Annotated in this window: 1 protein-coding gene and 4 tRNA genes; 4 read left to right on the forward strand and 1 reads right to left on the reverse strand. The window is 55.9% G+C overall.

Translation table 11 applies throughout. The features are described from left to right. Positions 1-152: 152 nt before the first annotated feature. Complete coding sequence (rdgC, locus tag QMX93_RS30610; RefSeq protein ID WP_053118594.1) at positions 153-1,073, reverse strand: recombination-associated protein RdgC; 921 nt, start codon at positions 1,071-1,073, stop codon at positions 153-155. Positions 1,074-1,232: 159 nt separating this feature from the next. On the opposite strand from rdgC, the gene QMX93_RS30615 reads away from it, so the two are divergent. The 4 genes from QMX93_RS30615 (at position 1,233) to QMX93_RS30630 (ending at position 1,776) form a co-directional block, all read left to right on the forward strand. Then, a tRNA-Val gene (locus tag QMX93_RS30615) sits at positions 1,233-1,308 on the forward strand. A gap of 19 nt (positions 1,309-1,327) precedes the next feature. Beyond that, positions 1,328-1,404 (forward strand) — tRNA-Asp (locus QMX93_RS30620). 200 nt (positions 1,405-1,604) lie between these two features. Then, a tRNA-Val gene (locus QMX93_RS30625) sits at positions 1,605-1,680 on the forward strand. A gap of 19 nt (positions 1,681-1,699) precedes the next feature. Next, positions 1,700-1,776, forward strand: a tRNA-Asp gene (locus tag QMX93_RS30630). Positions 1,777-1,958: the final 182 nt, after the last annotated feature.

Here is a 1,958-nt window from a genome sequence, read left to right on the forward strand (position 1 = left end):
CGCATGGCTTGTTCCTTATTGTTAGTTACACCACAAAACCAAATGTAGGAATGAGCCTGCTCGCGATGGCGGTCGTTCAGTCAACATTAATGTTGAATGTCAGTCCCTCATCGCGAGCAGGCTCACTCCTACAGTTTGGACATCACAAGGGTTTAGATCCCCTGCGGAGTCTCTTCCCCACCCAGCGCTTCAACCAGCGCCGGCAGGAAGTCGCCGAAGGTCAGCATCATCAGGGTGAAGCTGGCGTCCAGTTGACCCAGTGCCTCATCGCCACCGTCCTGTTCCGCCTGATCCTGCAACAGGTCTTCGAACTTCAGACGTTTAACAGTCATCTTGTCGTCGAGCATGAACGACAACTTGTCCTGCCACGCCAGCGACAGCTGCGTGACGACTTTGCCGGTGCTCAGGTGCAGCTGGATTTCTTCGCTGGTCAGATCCTGACGTTTGCAACGAACGATGCCGCCGTCTTCGTGGGTGTCGCGCAGTTCGCACTCGTCCAGCACATAGAAGTCGTCGGCAGCTTTCTGCGTGGTGACCCATTCGGTCATGGTCGCGGTCGGCGACATTTTCACGCTCAGCGGACGGACGGGCAGGGTGCCGATCACTTCGCGCAGGGTCGACAGCAAGTCTTCGGCGCGTTTCGGGCTGGCCGAGTTGACCAGAATCAAGCCCTGTTTCGGCGCAATGGCGGCGAAGGTCGACGAGCGACGGATAAAGGCGCGCGGCAGGAAGGCCTGGATGATTTCATCCTTGATCTGATCGCGTTCCTTCTTATAGACCTTGCGCATCTGCTCGGCTTCGATCTCTTCGACCTTTTCCTTTACCGCGTCGCGCACGACGCTGCCCGGCAGAATGCGTTCTTCTTTACGCGCGGAAATCAGCAGGAAGTCACCGCTGACGTGTACCAATGGAGCATCTTCGCCTTTGCCGAACGGCGCGACGAAACCGTAGGTGGTCAACTCCTGGCTTGCACATGGACGCGCCAGTTTGGTGGCCAGTGCAGTTTCCAGCGCCTCGGCATCGACAGGCAGGTCTTGGGTCAGGCGATAGATAAGCAGGTTCTTGAACCACATGGGGTGAGTCTCTCCTTTATACAAAGGGGGGCATTATTGTCCTCGCCGTCTCATAGGCCAACCCTTCTGTAAGCCTTTGGAAGGCCTGAGAAAATTATTTAAAAAAGTGCTTGCCAGAGGTTGGGCCGCTCCGTAGAATGCGCGCCACACCGAAGCGAAGGGTGATTAGCTCAGCTGGGAGAGCGTCTGCCTTACAAGCAGAATGTCGGCGGTTCGATCCCGTCATCACCCACCATTCGTTTCAAGTGTTTAGCGCAGCGGTAGTTCAGTCGGTTAGAATACCGGCCTGTCACGCCGGGGGTCGCGGGTTCGAGTCCCGTCCGCTGCGCCATATTCGGTAACCTGGATCACTGAACGCCAGGTCACCACGGAAGAACCCGCCCAAGCGGGTTTTTTTCTGCCTCAAAGTTTGTACAGTTGTACCCGCGGGATGTGTCGTTTTACCGGTTTTCGGATTTATTTGAAAAAAACTTCAATTAAATCAACACTTTACGAAAACTTGTGGCATAATGCGTCCCGTAACGAAGCGAAGGGTGATTAGCTCAGCTGGGAGAGCGTCTGCCTTACAAGCAGAATGTCGGCGGTTCGATCCCGTCATCACCCACCATTCGTTTCAAGCGTTTCGCGCAGCGGTAGTTCAGTCGGTTAGAATACCGGCCTGTCACGCCGGGGGTCGCGGGTTCGAGTCCCGTCCGCTGCGCCATATTCGGAATCTGGAACACTGAACGCCAGAGTCCACAGAAAGCCCGCCTAGTGCGGGCTTTTTGCTGTCTGGGGTTTATGAAATCTCAGATTTGATGCTGACCTGTGGCGAGGGGATTTATCCCCGTTGGCTTGCGCAGCGAGCCCAGATTTTAAAAGCGGGGCCGCTTCGCAGCCCAACGG

This window comes from Pseudomonas sp. PS01303, from assembly GCF_029959385.1.
In the GTDB taxonomy this organism is placed as follows: domain Bacteria; phylum Pseudomonadota; class Gammaproteobacteria; order Pseudomonadales; family Pseudomonadaceae; genus Aquipseudomonas; species Aquipseudomonas rustica.

Bases quoted from the DNA above. Each gene is read 5' to 3' on its own strand.
- rdgC (WP_053118594.1), bottom strand. From the start codon at position 1,073: ATGTGGTTCAAGAACCTGCTTATCTATCGCCTGACCCAAGACCTGCCT.